This is a genomic window from Bradyrhizobium sp. INPA03-11B (assembly GCF_040446015.1).
GTDB lineage: Bacteria > Pseudomonadota > Alphaproteobacteria > Rhizobiales > Xanthobacteraceae > Bradyrhizobium > Bradyrhizobium macuxiense_A.
Genome location: NZ_JASGSR010000133.1, coordinates 1 through 21,079 on the forward strand (window position 1 = coordinate 1; position 21,079 = coordinate 21,079).

At 65.7% G+C, this 21,079-nt stretch carries 25 protein-coding genes; 16 read left to right on the plus strand and 9 right to left on the minus strand.

Going from position 1 to position 21,079, the window contains the following annotated elements:
• The 3 genes from QMZ05_RS34635 to QMZ05_RS34645 form a co-directional block, all read left to right on the plus strand.
• Positions 1-266 (plus strand): glutathione binding-like protein (locus QMZ05_RS34635; protein WP_353704827.1); only part of this gene is annotated, 266 nt, incomplete at its 5' end.
• Positions 267-445: 179 nt separating this feature from the next.
• Positions 446-622, plus strand: coding sequence for a hypothetical protein (locus QMZ05_RS34640; RefSeq protein WP_167351873.1), 177 nt, complete (start codon positions 446-448; stop codon positions 620-622).
• Between the two features lie 61 nt (positions 623-683).
• Positions 684-839 carry a hypothetical protein gene (locus tag QMZ05_RS34645; RefSeq protein WP_353704828.1) on the plus strand — a complete coding sequence of 52 codons (156 nt, stop codon included), beginning with the start codon at positions 684-686 and terminating at the stop codon, positions 837-839.
• A gap of 12 nt (positions 840-851) precedes the next feature.
• Here QMZ05_RS34645 and QMZ05_RS34650 read toward each other — a convergent pair whose 3' ends face one another.
• Positions 852-1,205 (minus strand): DMT family protein, encoded by a 354-nt coding sequence (locus tag QMZ05_RS34650; RefSeq protein WP_074128544.1) that lies wholly within the window; start codon positions 1,203-1,205, stop codon positions 852-854.
• Positions 1,206-1,416: 211 nt separating this feature from the next.
• Between QMZ05_RS34650 and QMZ05_RS34655 the strand changes: the two genes are divergently transcribed.
• The 3 genes from QMZ05_RS34655 (at position 1,417) to QMZ05_RS34665 (ending at position 4,102) form a co-directional block, all read left to right on the plus strand.
• Positions 1,417-2,232: a PAS-domain containing protein gene (locus QMZ05_RS34655; RefSeq protein WP_353704829.1), complete on the plus strand. Its 816-nt coding sequence runs from the start codon at positions 1,417-1,419 to the stop codon at positions 2,230-2,232.
• A 156-nt stretch (positions 2,233-2,388) separates the two neighbouring features.
• Positions 2,389-2,850, plus strand: a complete 462-nt coding sequence (locus QMZ05_RS34660; RefSeq protein ID WP_353704830.1) for a GNAT family N-acetyltransferase — start codon at positions 2,389-2,391, stop codon at positions 2,848-2,850.
• Between the two features lie 313 nt (positions 2,851-3,163).
• Positions 3,164-4,102 carry an aldo/keto reductase gene (locus tag QMZ05_RS34665; protein WP_353704831.1) on the plus strand — a complete coding sequence of 313 codons (939 nt, stop codon included), beginning with the start codon at positions 3,164-3,166 and terminating at the stop codon, positions 4,100-4,102.
• Between the two features lie 159 nt (positions 4,103-4,261).
• Here QMZ05_RS34665 and QMZ05_RS34670 read toward each other — a convergent pair whose 3' ends face one another.
• Positions 4,262-5,491, minus strand: a complete 1,230-nt coding sequence (locus QMZ05_RS34670) for a DUF1501 domain-containing protein (RefSeq protein ID WP_353704832.1) — start codon at positions 5,489-5,491, stop codon at positions 4,262-4,264.
• Complete coding sequence (locus tag QMZ05_RS34675) at positions 5,488-7,056, minus strand: DUF1800 family protein (protein WP_353704833.1); 1,569 nt, start codon at positions 7,054-7,056, stop codon at positions 5,488-5,490. Before QMZ05_RS34675 ends, QMZ05_RS34670 begins: the two co-directional genes overlap by 4 nt.
• A 104-nt stretch (positions 7,057-7,160) precedes the next feature.
• Between QMZ05_RS34675 and QMZ05_RS34680 the strand changes: the two genes are divergently transcribed.
• Entirely contained in the window at positions 7,161-7,376 is a 216-nt protein-coding gene (locus QMZ05_RS34680; protein ID WP_353704834.1) for a cysteine-rich CWC family protein, read from the plus strand.
• Between the two features lie 8 nt (positions 7,377-7,384).
• A complete protein-coding gene (locus tag QMZ05_RS34685) occupies positions 7,385-8,059 on the plus strand; it encodes an HAD family phosphatase (RefSeq protein WP_353704847.1) in 675 nt (224 codons plus the stop codon).
• A 115-nt stretch (positions 8,060-8,174) separates the two neighbouring features.
• On the opposite strand, the gene QMZ05_RS34690 is transcribed toward QMZ05_RS34685, so the two are convergent.
• Both QMZ05_RS34690 and QMZ05_RS34695 read right to left on the minus strand, forming a co-directional pair.
• A complete protein-coding gene (locus QMZ05_RS34690) occupies positions 8,175-9,446 on the minus strand; it encodes a peptidase M15 (RefSeq protein ID WP_353704835.1) in 1,272 nt (423 codons plus the stop codon).
• Between the two features lie 61 nt (positions 9,447-9,507).
• Positions 9,508-10,104 (minus strand): TetR/AcrR family transcriptional regulator, encoded by a 597-nt coding sequence (locus QMZ05_RS34695; protein ID WP_353704836.1) that lies wholly within the window; start codon positions 10,102-10,104, stop codon positions 9,508-9,510.
• An 89-nt stretch (positions 10,105-10,193) separates the two neighbouring features.
• Here QMZ05_RS34695 and QMZ05_RS34700 point away from each other — a divergent pair, with 89 nt between their 5' ends.
• Positions 10,194-10,985, plus strand: a complete 792-nt coding sequence (locus tag QMZ05_RS34700; protein ID WP_353704837.1) for a crotonase/enoyl-CoA hydratase family protein — start codon at positions 10,194-10,196, stop codon at positions 10,983-10,985.
• 122 nt (positions 10,986-11,107) lie between these two features.
• Here QMZ05_RS34700 and QMZ05_RS34705 read toward each other — a convergent pair whose 3' ends face one another.
• A complete protein-coding gene (locus QMZ05_RS34705) occupies positions 11,108-11,815 on the minus strand; it encodes a glutathione S-transferase N-terminal domain-containing protein (protein WP_353704838.1) in 708 nt (235 codons plus the stop codon).
• A 221-nt stretch (positions 11,816-12,036) separates the two neighbouring features.
• Here QMZ05_RS34705 and QMZ05_RS34710 point away from each other — a divergent pair, with 221 nt between their 5' ends.
• Together QMZ05_RS34710 and QMZ05_RS34715 are read left to right on the plus strand one after the other, a co-directional pair.
• Positions 12,037-13,152 carry an MBL fold metallo-hydrolase gene (locus tag QMZ05_RS34710; protein ID WP_353704839.1) on the plus strand — a complete coding sequence of 372 codons (1,116 nt, stop codon included), beginning with the start codon at positions 12,037-12,039 and terminating at the stop codon, positions 13,150-13,152.
• Entirely contained in the window at positions 13,149-13,784 is a 636-nt protein-coding gene (locus QMZ05_RS34715) for an SCO family protein (protein WP_353704840.1), read from the plus strand. The genes QMZ05_RS34710 and QMZ05_RS34715 overlap by 4 nt, the downstream gene beginning before the upstream one ends.
• A gap of 195 nt (positions 13,785-13,979) precedes the next feature.
• On the opposite strand, the gene QMZ05_RS34720 is transcribed toward QMZ05_RS34715, so the two are convergent.
• Complete coding sequence (locus tag QMZ05_RS34720; RefSeq protein WP_074130215.1) at positions 13,980-14,213, minus strand: hypothetical protein; 234 nt, start codon at positions 14,211-14,213, stop codon at positions 13,980-13,982.
• A 106-nt stretch (positions 14,214-14,319) separates the two neighbouring features.
• Between QMZ05_RS34720 and QMZ05_RS34725 the strand changes: the two genes are divergently transcribed.
• From QMZ05_RS34725 to QMZ05_RS34740, 4 genes are all read left to right on the plus strand, one after another.
• Positions 14,320-15,222 carry a LysR substrate-binding domain-containing protein gene (locus QMZ05_RS34725; protein WP_353704841.1) on the plus strand — a complete coding sequence of 301 codons (903 nt, stop codon included), beginning with the start codon at positions 14,320-14,322 and terminating at the stop codon, positions 15,220-15,222.
• Positions 15,215-16,435 carry an NAD(P)-binding domain-containing protein gene (locus QMZ05_RS34730; RefSeq protein WP_353704842.1) on the plus strand — a complete coding sequence of 407 codons (1,221 nt, stop codon included), beginning with the start codon at positions 15,215-15,217 and terminating at the stop codon, positions 16,433-16,435. The genes QMZ05_RS34725 and QMZ05_RS34730 overlap by 8 nt, the downstream gene beginning before the upstream one ends.
• 153 nt (positions 16,436-16,588) lie before the next feature.
• Positions 16,589-16,825: a hypothetical protein gene (locus QMZ05_RS34735; RefSeq protein WP_353704843.1), complete on the plus strand. Its 237-nt coding sequence runs from the start codon at positions 16,589-16,591 to the stop codon at positions 16,823-16,825.
• An 11-nt stretch (positions 16,826-16,836) separates the two neighbouring features.
• Entirely contained in the window at positions 16,837-17,028 is a 192-nt protein-coding gene (locus QMZ05_RS34740) for a hypothetical protein (protein WP_168471121.1), read from the plus strand.
• Between the two features lie 223 nt (positions 17,029-17,251).
• Here QMZ05_RS34740 and QMZ05_RS34745 read toward each other — a convergent pair whose 3' ends face one another.
• Positions 17,252-17,461 (minus strand): hypothetical protein, encoded by a 210-nt coding sequence (locus tag QMZ05_RS34745; RefSeq protein ID WP_353704844.1) that lies wholly within the window; start codon positions 17,459-17,461, stop codon positions 17,252-17,254.
• On the opposite strand from QMZ05_RS34745, the gene uvrB reads away from it, so the two are divergent.
• Entirely contained in the window at positions 17,460-20,249 is a 2,790-nt protein-coding gene (uvrB, locus tag QMZ05_RS34750) for an excinuclease ABC subunit UvrB (RefSeq protein WP_353704845.1), read from the plus strand. The genes QMZ05_RS34745 and uvrB overlap by 2 nt on opposite strands.
• Before the next feature lie 177 nt (positions 20,250-20,426).
• Here the strand turns inward: uvrB and QMZ05_RS34755 are convergent, their stop codons facing one another.
• Positions 20,427-20,813 carry a hypothetical protein gene (locus QMZ05_RS34755; RefSeq protein WP_353704846.1) on the minus strand — a complete coding sequence of 129 codons (387 nt, stop codon included), beginning with the start codon at positions 20,811-20,813 and terminating at the stop codon, positions 20,427-20,429.
• Positions 20,814-21,079 lie beyond the last annotated feature (266 nt).

Consider the following 21,079-nt stretch of genomic DNA (forward strand, 5'->3'; position numbering starts at 1 on the left):
GGATGGAGCGCGGTTATGCGGCGCTGCAGGTGATGGAAAATCACCTCAAGAACCACACGTTTTTCGCAGCCGAGCAGTTCACCGTCGCCGACATCGCCCTCTATGGCTACACCCACGTCGCCGACCGCTGCGACTTCGACCTGACGACCTTTCCGTCGATCCGGGCCTGGCTGAAACGGGTCGAGCAGACCCCCGGATTTGTCTCGATGGATTGGCAGCCGGGTCCCGAAGCCGAGCCTCAGGCCCGCCTCGTGGCAGGCGTTTGAACGACGGGTCTGAATTGAGGGAATAGCGGGGAAACTGCCCAAATAACGGGCAAAACCTCTGCGTGGGCCGCATTTTCGCCGTTTTCAGGGGGCCTCGCCGCCGCAATGTTGCCGGTGACGGTGGGCAGATTCGCTCGGATGTCGCGAGTGATTCGCTCGCGGCCTGAGGGATTTAGACCATGAAACGGTGGTCCGGCACGGCAGGCTTCCATGGCCGCCCTGCCCCGGTGGCATCATCCCGGCTGACCAACGCGATCGCCGCGTCGCTCGCGCTTGGCGCGCTGACGCTGTGCCTGGTCGTGGCCGTGACGGTGCTGTCGAGCAACATCAGCATGGCGACATCGATCCCGGCGTAATCCAGCAAGTTCGTTTTGGCACCTTATCCGCGGCAAGGCGCGGGAGAGACAGCGGCGCGACATGATGAAGACCCCCGTCGGACTGGTGACCGTGACGCTGTCGGCGGCGATCCTGCTGGCGGCATCGCTCCTGATCGTGACCGGTACGCAGGGCGAGGACCGCGCGCATCCTCCGCACGTCACCGCGCCTGCCGCCAAGCAGGCGCCGCGCCATTAGGGCGTTTCGGCGCTAGCTCCACTTATGGAAGATGAAGAACGCGCCGGCGGCGATGAAGGCGAAACCGAGCGCGTGATTCCAGCCCAGCGGCTCCTTCAGATACAACACCGAGAAGGCTGCGAACACGACCAGCGTGATCACCTCCTGCATCGTCTTGAGCTGCGCCGCGCTGTAGACCTCGCTGCCCCAGCGATTGGCCGGCACCGCCAGCCAGTATTCGAAGAACGCGATGCCCCAGCTCACCATGATGACGATGGGGAGCGAATGATCCTTGAACTTGAGGTGGCCGTACCAGGCGAAGGTCATGAAGACGTTCGAGGCAAACAGCATCAGGATCGGCAGTAGCGACGGCGAAATGGCGGGCATCGATGTCCTCTTGCAAGCAAAGCACGCGGTAACCCGCGGGCGCGGAAGCGGGTTCCATGCCGATCTCCATATCATTTGATTTGAAAGCAGCGAAAGCTGGTTCGGACCGGGCAAGCGCCGCTTAACGGTCGGGGCGGAAATCCCGGCGCCGTTGCGGCTCTGTCGTCAAACTGCTGCTTTATCGTTTGTTCGACACATAGCGAGAACGCGCATGCGGTTCGACTGGCGTGCAATTTCAGGTCCTGCGCTGACGGCGATCATCGCGCTTGCCGCCTTCCTGATCGATCGCCTGGTGGTCACCGTCCCCAATCCGGCGCCGCTGTTCGTCTGCATCGTGGCGCTGGCGAGCTCGATCAGCGGCATTACCTCCGGGCTGATCTCCGCCGCGATCGCGGTGGCCGCCTCGGCGCTGTTCTTTCTCGATCACCGCGCGCTGCCCGGCTATGACACAGCCGACCTCGCGCGGATGCTGCTGTTGGCCGCGACCGCGGCCGGCACGGCCTTGATTACCGGAATGCTGCGGCAGAAATGGATCGATGCCTTTGCCGCGGACCAGCAGCATCACGCCACCTCGGAGCGGCTTGCCGCCGCGCTCGACCAGGTCGATATCGGCATCGTGCTGCTCGACGCCGACACCCGCGCCGAATTCATCAACCGTGCCTTCCGCGACTATTTCGCGCTGTCCGACGCACAGGCCGACAGCAATCCGCCCTTCGTCGCGCTGATGTATCACGGCCGCGACACCGGCGCCTACGAGCTGCCGGAAGACGAGATGAGCGCGTTCGTCACCAAGCGCATCGAGATGATGCGCGCAGGCGATTCCACGCCGATCAACCTCAATCTCGCCGACGGCCAGGTGCTGCGTTTCAGTTGCACGGCGCTGCCCGACGGCGGCCGCATGCTGAGCTATACGCCGGTCACCGACCTCGTGCGGCACACCGACGATCCCGCCCGCGCCGACGAATACCGGGCGCAGCGCGCCGGGCGCGAACGCCATCTGGCGCGGCTGATGCGCGCCGCCGAGTGAGCCGCGACCGCGCCGCAATTGATCCCACGAGGTCGCGACGCCACTTTTGAGTATGATCTCTTCGGAAAACCGCTTCACACTTTTCCGGATCATGCTCTAGAATCTTGCGAGCGATGCGCAGACATCGCATCACGCGGGATCATCCAGGGATCACTCATGTCCAACGACGTCACCATCCGCTTCGTCACGCGCGACGATTACGCCCAGTGGCTTCCGCTGTGGGACGGCTACAACGCCTTCTACGAACGGTCCGGACCGACCGCGCTCGCGCCCGAGATCACCGCGATGACGTGGGAGCGCTTCTTCGACGCCTATGAACCGATGTATGCGCTGGTCGCCGACGCCGGTGGCACACTGCTCGGACTGACGCATTATCTGTTTCACCGCTCGACCACCGCGATCGCGCCGACCTGCTATTTGCAAGATCTCTTCACCAGCAAGGCGGCGCGCGGCAAGGGCGTCGGTCGCGCCTTGATCAACGGCGTCTACACGCAGGCCAGGCTCGCGGGATCGCCGCGCGTCTACTGGCAGACACATGAGACCAACCACACCGCAATGCAGCTTTATGACAAGGTCGCGGACAAGCCCGGCTTCGTCATCTATCGCAAGATTCTCTGAGCGCGCATTCGCACCCTGTGGATTGCACAGAGGTGTCACCGGCACGTTACAAAGCCCGGCTACGCTTCCGCTCGCGTAAGATCAGGCCCCCCGTCTCAGATCTTCGCCCCGAGCGGTCCCCGTCAGTCGCCGCGTCTGACCGGGACCGCTTTTTTTGTGGCACCGCGTGCTTTGCGACGCCGCATGTTTTGTGGCACTGCATTTTTTTTTGCGACATTGCCATGCGTGACCGGCGGTAGGGCGGCACCTTGCCGGCCTGCGCCGTGCGCGTCACAATCCGCGCACTCCCTCGCCTATCCCACAGGATTGTCTCATGGAAATTCGTAATCTCGGCGGCTCCGGCCTGCGCGTGTCCGCGGTCGGCATCGGCTGCAACAATTTCGGCCAGCGCACTGACCTCGAAACCTCGCGCAAGGTGATCCACAAGGCGATCGATCTCGGCATCACCCTGTTCGACACCGCCGACATCTATGCGGGCATGGGCGGCTCGGAGACCGTGCTCGGCACCGTGCTCGGCGATCGCCGCAAGGACATTGTGCTCGCCACCAAATTCTCCAAGCCGATGGCAACCGACGGCACCAAGCAAGGCGCCTCGCGGCGCTACATCATGTCCGCGGTAGAGGCGAGCCTCACCCGCCTGAAGACCGACTACATCGATCTCTACCAGCAGCACGATTACGATCCCTTGACGCCGATCGACGAGACGCTGCGCGCGCTCGACGATCTCGTGCGCCAGGGCAAGGTGCGCTACATCGGCAACTCCAACTTCCCGGCATGGCGGATCGCGGAAGCCGAATACGTCGCGCGCGAGCTGAACGTGAATCGCTTCGTGTCGTGCCAGGACGAATACAGCCTCGTGGTGCGCGGCATCGAGAAGGACCTGCTGCCGGCGGCGCAGCAATACAATCTCGGCCTGCTGCCGTTCTTCCCGCTCGCCAGCGGTCTCTTGACCGGCAAGTACCAGCGCGGCGCGGCCGCGCCCGCCGACACCCGCTTCGCCAAGGCGCCGGCACTGAAGGATCGCTACGTCACGCCGCGTAACGAGGACATCGTCGAGAAGCTGCAGGCCTTCGCGAGCGAGCGCGGCCACACCATGCTCGAGCTCGCCTTCTCCTGGCTCGCCGCCCGCCCGCAAGTCGCAAGCGTCATCGCCGGCGCGACGCGCCCCGAGCAGATCGAGCAGAACGTCAAGGCGATCAGCTGGAAGCTGTCCGCGGAGGAGATGGCGGAGATCGATCGGATTACGAAGTAACTCTTGCCGTCGTCCCTGCGAAAGCAGGGACCCATAACCACAAATGCCTGTGGTTATGCCGGGCTGGAGCCACAGCGTGCCCCAACAACACCAACGGTGGTTATGGGTCCCGGCTCGCGCTTCGCTTGGCCGGGACGACGCAGTGATTGGGGTTGGCGCTTACACCACCAGCCCCTTCATCGGCTTCGCCGGCGCGCTGTCTGGAAACACCGTATCCGCCAGCACACGCTCGCCGAGGCCGAACTGATCGTGCAGCACGCCCTTGATCACTGCGCGGAGGTCAGTGGTCGGGGCGAGGTCGCGGGCCTGGTAGAGATTGGCCGGCTTGAGGCCCGGCCAGTCGGTAATCATCCGGCCGCCATTGACAGCACCGCCGGCGAGCAGCGCGATGGTGCCGGTGCCGTGGTCGGTGCCCTCGGTGCCGTTGATCCGCGCGGTGCGGCCGAATTCGGTGGCGACCACGATCACGGTGTCGCGCCAGCGCGCGCCGAGGCCGCTCTGGAATTCGGCCAGCGCGCCGTCGAGACCGCCGAGCAACTGCGCGAGGCGGCCGACCGGACCGCCTTCATTGGCATGCGTATCCCAGCCGTCGAAGGCGAGTGCGCCGATCCGCGGGCCGTCATCGGCCGCCATCAACTTGGCGGCGCCGCGCGCCACGAGGCGCATCGCCGCCACGCCACCGCCACCGGGCTTCGGCTTCATCTCATCGCCCTGCGCCTGCTTCTCGAGCTGCAAGCCTTGCGTCAGCGCACTCGCCAGCGTCGGATCGCGATGCTGATAGAGATCGAGCAGCCGCATCGCGGTGTCGTCGGCGGCCTGCGGCAGCGCGGTCGGCGCCCAGCCGACGGTTGGCGCTGCGCCACGCAACACCAGCGGCGTGGTCGGGCCGACCGCGAGCGCGCTCGTCACCCGCTCGCCCTTCGGCAATGCTTCGAGCGCACGGTTGAGCCAGCCGGACTGTACGCGGCCGGGGCCGGGGAAGCCGCTCTCCAGCACATCCTGGCCATCGAAATGCGAGCGGTCGCGATAGGAGGTCGCCACCGCATGCACCACCGCGGCCTGCTTGGCGCGGTACATCCGCGCGAATTCCGGCATCGCCGGATGCAGGCCGAAGAACTGATCGAGCATCACGGCCGCGTTCGGACCATCGGAGCGGAGCGCGATCGCGCCGTGCAGGCCAGCATAATCGGGGTCACCGATCGGCGCGACAGTGGCAAGGCCATCGAGCGCACCGCGCAGGATGATGGTGACGAAGCGCGGATCGCGGCCATCGGCGGCGCGCGCGAATTTCGGCAAGTAGGCCCAGGCCGCAAAGGAGGCGCCGCCGAGCAGCAGCGCGCGCCGCGACGTCGCCTGCATCGTCAGGCTCTCGGAGCAATCCATCGTCATCTCCTCTGGAATTCCGGCGACATCAGCAGCAGCGCCAGCGCTTGCTGCCGCGATTCCGCGCGCTCGATGGTGCGCCGCGTCTCCGGCGCGGCGGCATCCGCGGCAACCAGTTCGAGCAGGTCACGCGGGTCGAACTTGTCGGCGAGCTGGGAGGCGAGCTGCGCAGAAATATCGAGCCTGAGCTTGATGCCTTCAGGCGCCGCCCAGGCCGCCGCGGTATCCGGGAAACCGTTCGGCCCGGCCGGCGACCACAGCGGCTGGCCGAGCAAATTGAGGCCGTTGAGATAGCGGCCCGGATCCTCCGGGTTGCGCGCCAGCAGCCGGCCCGATGCGAGCAGGAATTCGTAAGGCGAGCGCATTTTCGTCAGCGGCGCCTGCCACGCCTCATTCGACTGAACGAGCGCGGCGGTGAGCGCCCTGAGATCGCCGTCCGTCCTGGTGAAGCTGTCCTGCAGCTTCGCCACCAGCGCCGGCGGCGGATCGTCGGCAACGAAGTGACGGGCGAATTTGGTCGCGATGAACTTCGCGGTCGAGGGATGCCGTGCGATGTCGGAGAGCACCGCCTCGCCCTGCGCGATGCCGGCCTGCGCATAGGTCTTGCCCAGCACCTGCTGCGGCCCCGGCTGATGCGCATTGGCGTTGAACACGAAGCTGCCGGGCGTGCCGAGCTGGCCACGGCGGCCGGCGAAGGTCCAGCCGGTGATGACGCGCGCCAGCGCCGTCACGTCGTTCTGGGTGTAGCCGCCGCCGACGCCGAGCGTATGCAGCTCCATGATCTCGCGCGCGAGGTTCTCGTTCAGGCCGCGATTGCGGTTGATGCCGGCGCGCGACTCCGGCCCCAGCGATTGCTGGTTGTCGAGGAAGAACAGCATCGCCGGATGCTGCTCGACGGCTTTCAGCATGTCTGAGAAACGGCCGAGCACGTGCGGGCGGATCGCCTCGCGCTCGAACGAGCCGGCCCACATCCGCGCGAGCGCGCCCTTGTTGGCGGAGATGCAGAAGTGGTTGGACCAGAACACCACGAGCCGCTCGACGAAGCCGCAATCGGCGACCACGCCGCGTTGCAGCCGCGCCAGCGCCTCGGCGCGGAACGTCTTCTGGATGATGTTGAGCGGCTGCGCCGGCGGCTTCGGCGGGCCGGCTTGTGGCTGCATCGTCGCCGACGGCGTCATCGCCGCATTGGCGGCATCAGCCGCCTGTGGCTGCATCGCCGGATCCTTGCCGGCGATCTCCTTGGCGGCCGTGGACAGCGACAGATTGCGCCGCGGCTGCGGCTTCGCGTCCGGCCCCTGCGGCGGCATCTCGCTCGCGCCTTGCTGCGCGGCCTTTGCGGCATTGCGCGCCTGCTGGATCTCGAACTGATAGTCGAACACCTGCTTGCCGAGCTCCGGCGTCGAGAGCAGGCCCGGTACTTCGAGCAGCGCGCCGTTCGGACGCGCCAGTTCCGCCAGCACGAAACCGCGAGGATCGGAGGCTGCGTTGATGAAGTCGCCGGACGCCCCGCCGCGGGCGCCAAATCCAAACCGGTTGAGCGCAATCAGCGCGGCTTGCGAATCACGGGCCATCAGAATTCCCTTAACGGCCTATCCCGGCTATATCTGTTACACGGCATCATAGCGCGGTCCGGGATGAACCCGAGATTAATTCGTGCATTAAATCGCGGTTAGAAATGGACCTCTCGTCAACCGAACGTTCCGAACAAGCATCACCGCGCCGGCTCGCCTGCACGGCCTGCGGCAGTGAGTTCTCCTGCTCGCTCACGGGTTCGTGCTGGTGCTCCGACGAGAGCTTTCGCCTGCCGATGCCAGCCGATAGCGCCGACTGCCTTTGCCCGGCATGCTTGCGGAAACTGGCGGAAGAGCAAGCAGCGGTGAGCGGCAAGTGAACATACAAGTGAACGCACCGTGGACCGTCGACGCTGTCCTGCTCGACATGGACGGCACGCTGCTCGACACCGAGAAGGTCTACTTCGAAAGCCTGGTCGCGGCCCTCAATGCGTGCGGCTACACCGACGATGTCGTCGCGCTGTGCCATTCGATGGTCGGCCTTCCCGGCCCGGTTTGCGAGGCGATGCTGCGCGATCACTACGGCACAACGTTTCCACTTGCCGAGGTCAATCGCGCCTTCATCGTTACCCGCGATCGCATGTTCAACGCCGGCCTGCCGCTCAAGCCCGGTACGATCGAGCTGCTCGACGGCCTTGCCGCCGCCGACTGCCTGACCGCGATCGTGACCTCGTCATCGCGCCGTACGGCCGAGCGCCATCTCACCCTCGCCGGGATCCGCGACCGCTTCAACACGCTGCTGACTCTCGACGATGTAACGCATGGCAAGCCGGACCCGGCGCTCTATCTCAAGGCCGCCGCGCGGCTTGGTGTGACGCCGGCAGCCTGCATCGCGGTGGAGGATTCCAACCACGGCGTCGCCGCCGCGCATGCCGCAGGCGCGATCACGTTGATGGTCCCCGATATGGCGCCGCCGACAGAAGAGACCCGCGCGAAATGCGCGGCCGTGCTGCCCGACCTCAACGCCGTGCTGGCGCTGCTGCAGGAGCGCGGCGCGCTTTAAGCGTCATTGCGAGCGCTTCGGTACCACGCCGGCGGGTTACGCCGGAGCCGTCATCGGACCGCGCTTTACGCCGCCCCGGTGGGCTAACCCGCCATACGAACCATCGCGAGCCCGCTCAGATCGTTCGCACCTTCGATGACTTCGCGGTCTTTGCGCGTTTCGCCGCGGCGTGACTATCGCGCGCCGCGTGGCGGCTGCGCGTCTTCGCGTCCAGCGCCGCCTGTCGCGTTTTGTCGCCACCGCGGTGAGCTGCATATTCCTTGCCATCGATCGGCGCCAGATGGGGCGGGTCAAAACCGAGATAGGGGCGCGCGACGCCAAACTCCTTGCCGTGCGCGTCGATCCATTTCCAGAGCCTTTCCGACGATCTCCAACGGTCGTCGCGTGTCGCGCCGTCGACGCTGACGATGTCGGCCGCGAGCCCATGGCCGTAGCCGCCACGGAAGCTGCCGCCGTGATACGACTTGTTGCTGGCCGCCTTCAGCCCGCTTGCAATCGACTGGCGGTAGTCATCGCGGAAGGCACTGGTGATGCCGGGCGACAGGCCGGCCTGTTCCGCCGCGAGAAGCGCACGAAAGAGCTTCAGCTTGAAGCTCCGATCGACGCCACCCATGACGTAGTCCATCATCGGCATGCCGGCTCTTTCGGCCGCCTTGGTGTCCTTCCACGCGAAATCCTCATCGACGAGCCTGGTGAAGGTTCTGGTGACCGTCACCATTTTCTTCTTTCTCTTGACCGTCACCTGCCTCTGCTCAGGCACCTTGATGGTGTCTTCCTTGGGCGTCCTTTGATAGAGCGCCCACAGATAGCGATCGACGCAGGCGTTGACGTCCCAGCACTCGTCGAGGATTTCGACGGAGTCCACCGCCGGCTTGACCACGCGCGGCTCCAGATCCGGCGTGTTCGCTGCCGGCGCCTGCAGCGGTCGAATGTCCGGCGGCAGCGCCGGATCGGTCAACGCGGCCTCGACGACAGGTTCCGTCTCGTGCACGGTCGGCGCAGCATGGGCGGTCGCCGCCGCTTCCTGTTCGGTCATGGTCGGTGCATGAGGGCCGTCGACGGCAGCGTTCGACGTGGCAGTTGCCGGTGATGTCGCCGATACGGCATCGGCGACGACTTCAGGTGCACGGGAATCATCAACTGATGCACCGGTGACTGATGCACCGGTGACTGACGCATCGGTGACTGACGCACCGATCTTCTCGATGCCAGCCGAACCGAACGCCGCATACCACGAGACAAGACAGCCCGACAGAACGACCGTCCCGCTCAACGCTGCCACCCGCACCCGCCGCGAATTCATTATCCCAGCCTCCACGGGCTCCTCGGGAGCCAGATTGCAAGCATGTGACGATGCGGATTGTCTGCTCAAGGCGTGGTCGCGCAATGGCGAAAGAAGGTTAACGCCCCATCTTTCCGAACGATGTTGCCCGAATGCAACTCGCGCCCTACCCCCGTTTTCGCCCCGGCTTTGCCAGCGCCGTCTCCATCAGCGTGCGCGCGGCCTCACCGGCGGTTTCCATGTAGCTGGCGTCGCGATGCAGCAGCACGACGGCGAATGAGCCATCCAGCAGCAGCAGGATCTGCCGCGCAAGTTTCAGCGGATCGGCGATGCCCCGCTCCGCGAAGGTGGCGCGCAGCCAGTCCTCGAACTTCTTCTTGTGCGCGGCGCCGATCCGGATCGCGGGATGCCCGGGCATGTTGGCGAGCTCCGCAGAAGTGCGCAGGAAGCCGCAGCCCTTCCACTTCGGGTGCCGCGCCGAGCGGGCGAGGTTCTTGAAGATCGCCTCGACCTTCGCCGGCAGGCCGCCGTCGGCCTCCGCGAACCAGGTCCTGAACAGCGCGAGGTTGGGCTGGTCGCGCGCAGCAAGATAGGCGGCGACTAGGTCGTCCTTGCTCTTGAAGTGATAATACAGCGTGCGCTTGGTGAGGCCGGCTTTGGCGGCGACCTCGTCGACGCTCACGCGGCGGATGCCTTCATTGTAGAACAGCGCGCTCGCCGCCTGGACAATGCGCGCGCGGGTGGGCTCGGAGGGTCTGGGCATCTGTCGTATGTATACCAACCAGTGAATATACACAAATTGCCGCTCGCCCTACATTCCACTCCGACACACACGAATGCCGGAGACTGCACATGCCCGAACCCATCCTGCTCGAAATCAAGGACGGGATCGCCCTGATCACCCTCAACCGTCCCGAGCAGCTCAACGCGCTGAACTACGCGCTGATCGATCAGCTGATGGCGGCGCTCGACCGCATCGAGGGCGATGCCGGCGTGCGCGCGATGATCCTGACCGGCGCCGGCGAGCGGGCGTTCTCGGCAGGGGCCGACATCAAGGAGTTCTCTGACAGCGTCAAACAGGGCGCGGCTGTCGCGGTGCGCGACTTCGTCCGCCGGGGACAAGCCATGACCGCGCGGCTCGAGGCGTTCAAGAAGCCGGTCATCGCTGCGGTCAACGGGCTCGCCTTCGGCGGCGGCTGCGAGATCACCGAGGCCGTGCATCTCGCCATCGCCAGCGATCGTGCGCTGTTCGCAAAGCCCGAGATCAAGCTCGGCATGCCCCCGACCTTTGGCGGCACGCAGCGGCTGCCGCGGCTGGCGGGCCGCAAGCGCGGGCTCGAACTGCTGCTGGCCGGCGATCCGTTCCCGCCCGAGCATGCGCGCGAGATCGGGTTGATCAACCAGATCGTGCCGCACGCTCAACTGCTGACGGCGACGCGCGAACTCGCCGGCCGCATCACCAGGCATTCGCCCGGCGCCGTCGCCGGCACCATCACCGCGGTGACGCGCGGGCTCAACATGCCGATTGCCGAAGGCCTCTTGGTCGAGAGCGAGCAGTTCGCCGCGCTGGTGCCAAGCCGCGACCTCGCCGAGGGGCTCGCGGCGTGGAAGGAGCGGCGGCCGGCGAAATATGTGGGGGCGTAGCTCGCGCTCGTGCCCACACCGTCATTCCGGGGCGATGCGCAGCATCGAACCCGGAATCTCGAGATTCCGGGTCTGGTGCTTACGCACCATCCCGGAATGACGAATTGGCTGAGACCTTCTCCCTACCGCACCACCGCCGCGGTCTGCCCGAACAGCAGCTTGCGCTCTTCCTCGGTGCGGATCGCGGGCTGGCCGAAATTCGGATTGACCTCCTTGGCCTTGGCATACGCGCGCTCGGTCGCGGGGCGCTTGCCGATGGTCTCCAGCCAGCGCTTCAGATGCGGAAAGTCGTCGATCTCCTGACCCTGGTTCTTGTACGGCACGACCCAGGGATAGCTCGCCATGTCGGCGATCGAATAGTCGCCGGCGATGAATTCGCGGTCGGCAAGCCGCTTGTTGAGCACGCCGTAGAGCCGGTTGGTCTCGTTGACGTAACGGTCGATCGCGTAAGGCAACTTCTCGACCGCGTAGTTGCGGAAGTGATGGTTCTGCCCGGCCATCGGTCCGAGCCCGCCCATCTGCCAGAACGTCCACTGGATCGCGTCATAGCGGCCGTAGAGATTCTCGGGCAGGAATTTGCCGGTCTTCTCGGCGAGATAAAGCAGGATCGCGCCGGATTCGAACAAAGAGATCGGCTTGCCGCCGCCCTTCGGGGCGTGATCGACGATGGCCGGAATGCGGTTGTTCGGCGCGACCTGCAGGAAGTCCGGCTTGAACTGATCGCCCTTGCCGATGTTCACCGGGAAAACCTTGTACTCCAATCCGGTCTCTTCGAGGAACATCGTGATCTTGTGACCGTTCGGCGTGGACCAGTAATGGAGATCGATCATGGGCGTAATCCTGCATTTCCGGAGATTGCTGACGCATCGGTGAGAAAGATGCGAATGCATTGACTTGGGCGCATAACCGCACCCAAGTCAATGGCGCGCGCATTGCACCGCGCGCGAATGTGATCTGCACACAACGCAAGCGCCCGGTTGAGCTGCGCACCGATTGCACCTAGGTTCCGCATGCTTCGAATTGAAAAATTTTCAGAACAAGGGGGATTATGATGACACGGGATTTGGCGCGACGTGATTTCCTGAAGGGCTCGGCGGCGATCGCCGGCGCGGCGGCCGCGGGCGCGTTCTCCTGCGTCGAGATCGCGAGCGCGGCGCCGATCGAGGTGCCGACCGTCGACAAGCTCTCAATCCGCGTGCTGGTCGATTCCAGCTTCGACATCTTCTTCAAGCCGAAACAGGCCAACGGCGTCTCAATCGTTCCGGCGTCGCGCAACGCGGATTACCAGCGCTCGCTGCACAATGAATGGGGCCTGTCGCTGTGGCTGGAGTCGGAGGCCAAGGGCGCGCAGCGCACGCTGATGCTCGACTACGGCTATACTCCGGACGTCCTGCTCAACAACATGGCGCTGGTCGGCGTCGATCCGTCGAAGCTCGACGCCCTGATCGTGAGCCACGGGCACTACGATCATTTCGGCGGCCTCAACGGCTTCCTCGACAAATTCCGCGACAAGCTGCCGGCCGACGTGAAGCTCTATGCCGGCGGCGAGGACAATTTCTGCCACCGTGTCAGCGCGACTCCGACCAAGGGCCAGTTCGCCGATTTCGGCACGCTGGATCGCCGCCAGCTCACCGCGCAACGCGTTACCACCGTGCTGTGCGAGACGCCGACTGTGATCGCGGGCCACGCCTTCACGACCGGCAAGATCACCCGCCGCAGCATCGAGCGCGTGCTGCCGCAGACCTGGGTCGAGTTCGGCATCAAGGACGCGCTCGGCTGCAACGCCAGCCACTATCTGCCGGCCGAGATGGACGGCAAGATCGTGCCCGACGAGCACATCCACGAACACGCGACCTGCTTCAATGTGAAGGATTTCGGCCTGGTCGTGATCTCGTCCTGCGGCCATGTCGGCATCGTCAACTCGGTGAAGCAGGCGCAGGAGGTCTCGGGCATCCAGAAGGTGCACGCGATCGTCGGCGGCTTCCATCTCGGACCGGCGCCGAAGGACTACCTCACCGAGGTCGTCGCCGAGATCAAGAAGCTGGATCCCGACGTCGTGGTCCCGATGCATTGCTCCGGGCTCAACTTCGTGCAGGAGGCGACCGCGCAGATGGGCGACAAGGTGATGGTCACCACCACCGGCAGCCGCCTCTCCTTCGGCATATGAGACGAAATAGACTGCGCTCAATCGCGTGCGCCGGCGCCGGCCTGTGGCTGACGCTGGCGCCCGTGCTGGCCGGCGATGCGCCACAGCAATCAGCGCGCTCGGCCGCCGAGATCATGGACATCCTGATGTGGAACAGGGAGCCGGTCGGCGGCCCGTTCACGCTGACCGATCAAGCCGGCCATGCGCGCACCGACAAGGAATTCCGCGGCCGGCTGATGCTGGTCTATTTCGGCTTCACCTATTGCCCCGACGTCTGCCCGACCGATCTTCAGGCAATCGGGCTTGCGCTCGACAAGCTCGGCCCTGACGGCGATCAGGTGCAGCCGATCTTCATCACGGTCGACCCCGAGCGCGACACGGCTAGCCATCTCGCCGAATACGTGCCGCTGTTTCACCCGCGCCTGATCGGACTGACCGGCAGCGCTGATGCGATCCGCCAGGTCGCCGATGCCTACAAGGTCTATTACGCGAGGGTGCCGCTGAAGGACGCCGGCGACTACACCGTCGATCACACCGCCTACATCTATCTGATGGACCGCGACGGTAGCTATCTCGGCTTCTTCCCGCCGGGGACCTCGGCCGACCGCATGGTCGAGATCATCCGGCCGCGACTCGGTAAGACTGCGCGTTGACGTGATCGCCCGATCAACTATCGCCGCATCGGCGGTCCACCTCTCCCCTTGTGGGAGAGGTCGGATCGCATCATCAGATGCGATCCGGGTGAGGGGTTCCGCTCTCTCGTGGGACCTAAGACCCTCACCCGATTTGCTGCGCAAATCGACCTCTCCCCGACGGGGAGAGGTGAAGAAAGCGGCGCCATCGAACCCTCAATGCATCCGCCCATGCGCGCGCAAGAAGGTCTCGCCGGTTTCCGTCACCATCACCCGCATGCCCTCGACGGAGGGACGGCGCGCGACATAGCCGCGATCGACCGCGTCCTCCCAGATCGTCAGCCGCGGGCATGAGGTGCGCCAGACCTCGAGCACCTCGGCATAGCGCCGCGGCTCGCGGGCGACCCATTCCACCAGATCGAGCACCAGGGCGTCCGTGGTCTCAGTCATTGGGTGCTCGCCGGGTCAGCAGGGATTGTCTGCTTATTTTTGCGCTGCTTGGCCTCTGCCCGCAAACTGAGTTATCTTGCCCTTGCATCAGTTTTCCTGAGGGTTCATGCGGCGGCTGCTCTTTCTCAACGGCATCAAGGCGTTCGAGGCCGCGGCGCGGACCGGCAGCTTCGCAGCGGCGGGCGGCGAGCTCAACGTCTCGGCCGCCGCGATCAGCCGCATGGTGCACCTTTTGGAAGAGCGGCTCGGCGTCGCGCTGTTCGAGCGCAAGGCGAACCGTCTTGTCACCACACCGGCCGGCCGCGCCTATCAAGGCGGGCTGACGCCGATCTTCGACGCGCTGGCGAGCCTCACTGCGCAGGTCACGGCGTCGGCGAGTTCGCGGGTGCTCACGGTCGGTGTCGGGCCGACATTCGCGATGAAATGGATGATCCCGCACCTCGCCGAGTTCCGCAAAGCGGAGCCCGACATCGAGGTGCGGATCACGACCGGCGGCATGGCGGTGCCGTTCGCCGACGACTGGAGCTGCGGCATCCAGCTCGGCGATGGCCAATGGCCTGGCCTCGTCGCCGAGCCGCTGTTCGCCGCCGATCTGATGCCGGTGTGCACGGCGCGGCTCGCCAACGGCTTGAAGCGCCCCGCCGACCTCAAGGGACCGAGCCTGATCCGCGTCGCGCATTCGCCCGACGACTGGCCGTCCTGGCTGAAGGCCGCCGGCGTGCCGCGCCTGACCGCGCGCGGGCCGGAATTCCAGTTCTACGGCCAGGCGCTGCAGGCAGCGAGCGACGGGCTCGGGATCGCGATGGGAATCCGGCCTTATATCGATGACGATCTCGCCGCCGGCCGGCTGGTGGCGCCGTTTGCGCTCAGCGTGCCGAAGGGCATGCGCTGGTATCTGGTCTATCGCGGCTTCCACGCCGAGCAGCGCGATTTCGCCGCGTTCCGGCGCTGGATCATCCGCGCCGCGACCGAACCGGCCGCTCGCCGCAAGGGAGCGCGCAATGCCTGACGAGACGGTCGATACGCTGGTGATCGGCGGCGGCCAGGCCGGGCTGACCATGAGCCACCGGCTGAAGCAGCGCGGCATCGGCCATCTGGTGCTGGAGCGGCGGCGGATCGCCGAGCGCTGGCGCAGCGAACGCTGGGACGGATTGATGTTCCAGTTTCCGAACTGGTCGGTGCGGCTGCCGGAGTTCGCGTTTCCGCACAGCGATCCCGACGGCTTCTCGGACACCGCTGCCATCATCACCTTCATCGAGGCCTACGCCGCCTTCGTCGCGCCGCCGATCCGCTGCGGCGTCGAGGTCACCAAACTGCGCCGCGACGTCGGCGGCTTCCTTGCCGAATTCGCCGGCGGCAGCATCGCCTCCCGCAACGTCGTGATCGCCACCGGCCCCTATCAGCGGCCGCTGCAGCCCGACGTGCTGCGCGAGCATTCCGGCCTGTTTCAGGTTCATGCCAGCGGCTACAAGAATCCCGCGCAATTGCCTGACGGCGCGGTGCTGTTGATCGGCGCCGGCGCCTCGGGCGCGCAGATCACCGAAGAGCTGATGCGCGCCGGCCGCCATGTCTTCCTGTCGGTCGGACGTCACAACCGCCTGCCGCGCCGCTACCGCGGCCGCGACCTGTTCTGGTGGCTGGCCGAGATGGGCGTCGACGAGACGCCGGTCGAGCAGCGCGGCCCGTCGCGCCTGCTGCCGGTGATCTCGGGCGCCTATGGCGGCCACACCATCGACTTCCGCCGCTTCGCCGCCGACGGCGTGACGCTGCTCGGCCGCGTGGCGGCGGCGCGCAACGGCGTGCTCGCGATCGCGCCCGATCTCGCCGCCAACATCGCCAATGGCGATGCTTACTACGCGACCTTCCTCGGGATCGTCGATGACTTCATCGCCGCACGCAGCCTCGATCATCCACACGATCCCTTGGCGCGCGTCCGCCTGCCCGATCCGCCGTGCCTCACTGCGCCGCTCGAGACGATCGACCTCGGCGCCGAGCGGATCGGCAGCGTGATCTGGGCCACTGGCTACGGCCTCGATCTAGACTGGATCGACATACCGGTGCTGGACACCAATAGGGTACCGCGGCACCGTCACGGTGTCTCCGAGGTGCCGGGCCTCTATTTCCTCGGCCTGCAATGGCTGTCGAAGATGAAATCCTCGTTCCTGTCCGGCGTCGGCGACGACGCGGCCGTGCTCGCCGATCATATCGCGGCCCGCAGCTAGAGCGTTTTCGCGCGGTTCGCCTGAAGAAACCGCGGCAAAACAAAAAGCTGGAACTGCTTTGCAGCGCGGAAATAAACCGCGCGACTTGTGATCTGGTTCACATAGGGCGCCGCGCGCCCGTGCTTCCTTTGAGAAGGGCAGCCCGAGGTCGCCATGATCTACAGCGGTTTTGAGATCAAGTCGTTTGAAGTGGGGAAGGGGCAATGGCACGCCAGGATTCAACGGGTCGATCAAAGGCCGGTCGTCATCGATGGCATGCCGTTTCCGATGCTCGACATCGGCTTTGCGTGGTCCGATCCGGATGCGGCGATCGCCGACGCGAAGCAAACTATCGACCGGTTCCCACAGCGCTATGGCATGACGATGCCGGCAACCGAAGCGTGGGTGTGACCGGCAACGTGGTGCTCGCCGTGGTCCCGCAATGCGAGCCGGATCCGGTCTGGCCGGCGCAGGTCAGAACCAGCTGCCCGGAATGCGCCGCCCGGCTCTCGCTGCTGCGCGTAATTCCCGGCCGCGCCGCCGAATACTGGACCCTGCGCTGCGACGGCTGCGGCGGGATCCATCTCGACATCGTCGACCTGCCGCGCGCGTAACTCTCGCCACGTTCTCCGTCTAACCTCTCCCGCTTGCGGGGGAGGTCGGTGCGCGCAGCGCGCCGGGTGGGGGCTCTCTCCACGATACGACTCGCGGAGAGAGCCCCCACCCCAACCCTCCCCCGCAAGCGGGAGAGGGAGCCGAGTTCCGATGCGGCCTCGTCATCGCTCGATCCAATCAGCGAGCCTGCTGACACCCTGCTGTCAGCAGCATCGCCTGCGCTCAGATCAAGGCGGCATTTGCCCTTTTCTCGTTGCCGGACTCGTCCCATATTCCGGCCATGGCGAAGACACCGAACACTCCGAAAAAGCCCGGCAAAACCCCCAAATCCAAAGCGCCAAGTTCTAAGGCGTCGAGGCCCGAGGTCCAACCGATCGGCCCGGCGCTGGCTGAATTGCTCAATCCCGCGATCAATCGCGGCGATGCCGGCATGGGTTCGGGCACCGGCCTGCAGCCGCCGCCGGACAATTCCTGGGACCGCCGCGCCGGCGGCGAGGCCGCCGCGCATCGCGCGCGGGCGTCGACGCGCGAGACCAGCGAGGGCGTCGCCAAACGTGATGCGAAGCGCGACGCGTCCGGCCTCGAGGAAGCCCCGCAGGCCAATTACGGCACCTCGGCCACCATCCCGACGCTGGATCCGGAACTGGCGCGGCAGCTCGGCCTGCCGACCGCCGAGGATGATGACGAAGCCCTCGCCCGGCCGCCGCGCAGCAAGATGGAGGCGCTCGGCGTCAAGGCGACCGCCGACGCGCTGGAAAACCTGATCCGCGACGGCCGCCCGGAGTTCCGCAAGGATGACGGCTCGATGCGGGTATGGACTCCGCACCGGCCGCCGCGCCCAGAGAAATCCGAAGGCGGCGTGCGCTTCGAGATCAAGTCCTCCTACGAGCCGAAGGGCGACCAGCCGACCGCGATCGCGGAGCTGGTCGAAGGCATCGGCCGCAACGACCGCACCCAGGTGCTGCTCGGCGTCACCGGCTCGGGCAAGACCTACACCATGGCCAAGGTGATCGAGGCGACGCAGCGTCCGGCGCTGATCCTCGCGCCGAACAAGACGCTGGCCGCCCAGCTCTACGGCGAGTTCAAGAACTTCTTCCCCGACAACGCGGTCGAGTATTTCGTCTCGTATTACGACTACTACCAGCCGGAAGCCTACGTCCCGCGCACCGACACCTATATCGAGAAGGATTCCTCGATCAACGAGCAGATCGACCGCATGCGCCACTCGGCGACGCGCGCGCTGCTCGAGCGCGACGACGTCATCATCGTCGCTTCCGTATCCTGCATCTACGGTATCGGCTCGGTCGAGACCTACACCGCGATGACCTTCGCGCTGAAGAAGGGCGAGCGCATCGACCAGCGGCAATTGATCGCCGACCTGGTCGCGCTGCAATACAAGCGCACCCAGGCCGAGTTCACCCGCGGCACCTTCCGCGTCCGCGGCGACGTCATCGACATCTTCCCGGCGCACTATGAGGACCGCGCCTGGCGCGTGAACCTGTTCGGCGACACCATCGAGACCATCGAGGAGTTCGATCCGCTCACCGGCCACAAGCAGGACGAGCTCGAATTCATCAAGATGTACGCCAACTCGCACTATGTGACGCCGCGCCCGACGCTGGTGCAGGCGATCAAGTCGATCAAATCAGAATTGAAGATCCGGCTCGACCAGCTCAACGACCAGGGCCGGCTGCTGGAAGCGCAGCGGCTCGAGCAGCGCACCACCTTCGACCTCGAGATGATGGAAGCGACCGGCAGTTGCGCCGGCATCGAGAACTATTCGCGCTACCTCACCGGCCGCCGCCCCGGCGAGCCGCCGCCGACGCTGTTCGAATACGTGCCCGACAACGCGCTTGTGTTCGCCGACGAGAGCCACGTCACCGTGCCGCAGATCGGCGGCATGTTCCGCGGCGACTTCCGCCGCAAGGCGACACTCGCCGAATACGGCTTCCGCCTGCCCTCCTGCATGGACAACCGCCCGCTCCGCTTCGAGGAATGGGACATGATGCGGCCGCAGACGGTCGCGGTGTCGGCGACGCCGAGCGGCTGGGAGCTGAACGAGAGCGGCGGTGTGTTCGTCGAGCAGGTGATCCGCCCGACCGGCCTCATTGATCCTCCCGTCGATATCCGCCCGGCCCGCACCCAGGTCGACGATCTCGTCGGCGAGGTGCGCGCGACCGCGGCGGCCGGCTATCGCTCACTGGTCACGGTGCTCACCAAGCGCATGGCGGAGGATCTGACCGAATATCTGCATGAGCAGGGCATCCGCGTCCGCTACATGCACAGCGATATCGACACGATCGAGCGCATCGAGATCATCCGCGACCTCCGCCTCGGCGCATTCGACGCGCTGGTCGGCATCAACCTCTTGCGTGAGGGCCTCGATATTCCCGAATGCGCGCTGGTCGCGATTTTGGATGCCGACAAGGAAGGCTTCCTGCGCAGCGAGACCTCGCTGATCCAGACCATCGGTCGCGCCGCGCGCAATGTCGACGGCAAGGTGATCCTCTATGCCGACGGCATGACCGGCTCGATGGAGCGCGCGATGGCCGAGACCACGCGGCGCCGCGAGAAGCAGGTCGAATACAACGAGGCCAACGGCATCACGCCGGAGAGCGTCAAGAAGTCGATCGGCGACATCCTCAACTCGGTCTACGAACGCGACCACGTGCTGGTCGAGATCGGCGACGGCGGCATGGCCGACGACGTGATCTCGATCGGGCACAATTTCGAGGCCGTGCTGAGCGACCTCGAAACCAGGATGCGCGAGGCAGCAGCCGACCTGAACTTCGAGGAAGCCGCCCGCCTGCGCGACGAGGTCAAGCGGCTGCGCGCCACCGAGATGGCCGTGGTCGACGACCCCACCGCCAAGCAGCGCAATGTACAGAAGCAGGCCGGCGCCTATGCCGGCACCAGGAAATACGGCGATGCCGCCAACCTGCCGGTCAGCGCGCTGAAGAACAAATCGGCGCAAACCTCGCTCAAGGCAAGCCGCGGCGCCAAGTCCGGCTCCCGCGTGCACAAGCCCGACCTCGACGAGATGCACGGCCCGGAATCGCTGCCGTTCCGCCCGAGCGGCGCGCTGCCGGCAAAACCGTTCGGCACCACGAGCCGCATCATCCAGCCGACCGACTCGCGGCAGTCTGGCCCGGAGTTCGGCCCCTCGCCGCGGAGCAGCGGAGGAGCACCGGGGAAGCGCGGTGGGTGGAAGAAGCGGTAGAGCGTCAGCGCGCCGGCCCGGCGCAGCGCCTCGACGATGCGGGCTTCGGTGCCGCTGGCGTGCGGCGCGTTGGCGAAGGCGGCGGCCGTGATCTCGCCGATCACGGTAGCGTCTTCGGGGCGTTCGTCCCTGATCTGCATGGTCGCAGATAAGGCCGATCGGCGCAGAAGAGCAAGCTCAGCCTGCACTCACCACTGCGACCGCCAGCAGCGACATCATGATCATCGTGGTCATGAGCTGCAGTGAGACCGTCGGCTGGCTCCGCCACTGCGCGATCTTCTCCGAGAACGAGAGACTGGCGTCGAAGAACATCGGCGCGTAGGTGTGCACGAAGCGCTTGGGGAATTTTGCGGCGAGCCATGGCGTGATCACGGCGTAGACCAGCGAGGCGAGCACGACATAGATCGCGGCGCCATAGCGTTCGCCGACGATTTCCGGGGCGTCCATGATCTTCAGCACCAGCACGGCGGCGGCGAAGATCGGCAGACCCTGGAGCATGGCGGTGAGCGCAAAGCCTTCGAGCCGGTTCTGCGCAGGCGATTTCGGTGCAGCGATGGCGTTCATGGCGGCGATCCTTGGCGGTCGGGTGATCCGATGCCGCCACGCTAACGGCGCGCCCTCGCTGGTGACGTGATGCGGATCACGCCCGGACACGGATCGAGCAATCGGAAACCTGGAATCGTAGGATGGGTGGAGCACAGCGATACCCATCAATTGTGCCGCGTGGCGAGGTGATGGGTATCGCTTCGCTCCACCCATCCTTGTAATAGCGCGATCGGTTATCGTCGGAGCATTCCGAGAGGAATGGCCTGTCGCGGTTAGCGGCCGCG

Coding starts and splice junctions, on each gene's coding strand:
- QMZ05_RS34695 (WP_353704836.1), bottom strand. CDS start 10,104: ATGCCCAGACCCTCCGAGCCCACCCGCGCGCGCATTGTCCAGGCGGCG.
- QMZ05_RS34730 (WP_353704842.1), top strand. CDS start 15,215: ATGCCTGACGAGACGGTCGATACGCTGGTGATCGGCGGCGGCCAGGCC.
- QMZ05_RS34680 (WP_353704834.1), top strand. CDS start 7,161: ATGGACCTCTCGTCAACCGAACGTTCCGAACAAGCATCACCGCGCCGG.
- QMZ05_RS34710 (WP_353704839.1), top strand. CDS start 12,037: ATGACACGGGATTTGGCGCGACGTGATTTCCTGAAGGGCTCGGCGGCG.
- QMZ05_RS34700 (WP_353704837.1), top strand. CDS start 10,194: ATGCCCGAACCCATCCTGCTCGAAATCAAGGACGGGATCGCCCTGATC.
- QMZ05_RS34745 (WP_353704844.1), bottom strand. CDS start 17,461: ATGCCGGCATCGCCGCGATTGATCGCGGGATTGAGCAATTCAGCCAGC.
- QMZ05_RS34650 (WP_074128544.1), bottom strand. CDS start 1,205: ATGCCCGCCATTTCGCCGTCGCTACTGCCGATCCTGATGCTGTTTGCC.
- QMZ05_RS34660 (WP_353704830.1), top strand. CDS start 2,389: ATGTCCAACGACGTCACCATCCGCTTCGTCACGCGCGACGATTACGCC.
- QMZ05_RS34640 (WP_167351873.1), top strand. CDS start 446: ATGAAACGGTGGTCCGGCACGGCAGGCTTCCATGGCCGCCCTGCCCCG.
- QMZ05_RS34675 (WP_353704833.1), bottom strand. CDS start 7,056: ATGGCCCGTGATTCGCAAGCCGCGCTGATTGCGCTCAACCGGTTTGGA.
- QMZ05_RS34755 (WP_353704846.1), bottom strand. CDS start 20,813: ATGAACGCCATCGCTGCACCGAAATCGCCTGCGCAGAACCGGCTCGAA.
- QMZ05_RS34665 (WP_353704831.1), top strand. CDS start 3,164: ATGGAAATTCGTAATCTCGGCGGCTCCGGCCTGCGCGTGTCCGCGGTC.
- QMZ05_RS34655 (WP_353704829.1), top strand. CDS start 1,417: ATGCGGTTCGACTGGCGTGCAATTTCAGGTCCTGCGCTGACGGCGATC.
- QMZ05_RS34720 (WP_074130215.1), bottom strand. CDS start 14,213: ATGACTGAGACCACGGACGCCCTGGTGCTCGATCTGGTGGAATGGGTC.
- uvrB (WP_353704845.1), top strand. CDS start 17,460: ATGGGTTCGGGCACCGGCCTGCAGCCGCCGCCGGACAATTCCTGGGAC.
- QMZ05_RS34725 (WP_353704841.1), top strand. CDS start 14,320: ATGCGGCGGCTGCTCTTTCTCAACGGCATCAAGGCGTTCGAGGCCGCG.
- QMZ05_RS34705 (WP_353704838.1), bottom strand. CDS start 11,815: ATGATCGATCTCCATTACTGGTCCACGCCGAACGGTCACAAGATCACG.
- QMZ05_RS34715 (WP_353704840.1), top strand. CDS start 13,149: ATGAGACGAAATAGACTGCGCTCAATCGCGTGCGCCGGCGCCGGCCTG.
- QMZ05_RS34645 (WP_353704828.1), top strand. CDS start 684: ATGATGAAGACCCCCGTCGGACTGGTGACCGTGACGCTGTCGGCGGCG.
- QMZ05_RS34735 (WP_353704843.1), top strand. CDS start 16,589: ATGATCTACAGCGGTTTTGAGATCAAGTCGTTTGAAGTGGGGAAGGGG.
- QMZ05_RS34670 (WP_353704832.1), bottom strand. CDS start 5,491: ATGACGATGGATTGCTCCGAGAGCCTGACGATGCAGGCGACGTCGCGG.